Below are 1085 nucleotides of genomic sequence, written 5' to 3' on the forward strand. Positions count from 1 at the left end.
TGGACTGCCCCACAAAAGTTGGACAGTTTCAGCTAGCAGCCTTGAGGCCATGAGTCCTGTATCCCACAGGGCTCATGCCATTTAGCTTCAGCTTTATGCGGTCATGGTTGTAGTAGTTTATGTACTCATCCAGCCCAGCTTTCATTTCCGCGACGCTGCCAAAGCGCCTCAGGTGGAAAAACTCGGACTTGAGCGTACCAAAAAAGCTCTCCATCGCAGCATTGTCCAGGCAATTTCCCTTGCGCGACATGCTCTGCTTCAACCCCCGTTCAATCAGCTTGTGCCGGTACCGCGCATGCTGGTAATGCCAGCCTTGATCCGAATGCAGCACCAGTTTGGGGCTGCCTCCCAAGCGCTCGAAGGCCTTGTCCAACATGTTTGTAACCAGCTCGAGTTTCGGCCTGTCCGCTACCTCGTAGGCCACAATTTCACCGTTGTACAAGTCCATCACGGGCGACAGGTAGACCTTCTGCTCGGCCACTTTGAACTCGGTCACATCTGTTACCCATTTTTGATTTGGACGCTGTGCGATGAAGTTTCGCTCTAGCAGGTTAGGGGCGATTTTGCCTACGGTGCCTTTGTACGAGCGGTACTTCTTCGGGCGTACCAGCGAGCGCAGATTAAGTTTGGTCATCAGCTTTTCTACCAGCCCCTTACTGACCGAGGTCCCTGCCTGGCGGATTACACTCGCCACGCGCCGATAGCCGTAAAGCCCCTTTTCCTTGTCATAGGTATTTTGGATCTGTTGCTTCAGAGCCGCATGCTTATCAGGCTTGGCCTGCGCCTGGCGCTGGTAGTAGAACGTGCTGCGTGGCAAGTCAGCCAATTCCAGAAGCGCATTTACCGGAAAGCAATGTCTGAGCGCTGACACTAACGAGGCTTTTTGCGCTGCCTTCGCTCCTGCTGTTCCAACTCCTCGAGCTTTTTTAGATAAGCATTCTCCATGCGCATCCACTCAAGCTCGCTCAACAATTGCTCCCGGCTTTTGCCGGTGTCATCGCAGGTTGTAGGTTTGACGGGATAAGGTCTTTTGGTCATGGGCGCAGGCCTTCTCTTTGCTACGGGCTGGGCAGGATTAGCACTGT

Annotated in this window: 1 pseudogene; it reads right to left on the reverse strand. The window is 53.6% G+C overall.

Annotated elements, in window-relative coordinates:
- Window positions 1–28: 28 nt before the first annotated feature.
- Window positions 29–1085 (reverse strand): annotated as a pseudogene (locus tag IAE33_RS24340) (IS3 family transposase); the annotation flags it as partial.

The organism is Pseudomonas sp. S60 (assembly GCF_016647865.1).
GTDB lineage: Bacteria > Pseudomonadota > Gammaproteobacteria > Pseudomonadales > Pseudomonadaceae > Aquipseudomonas > Aquipseudomonas parafulva.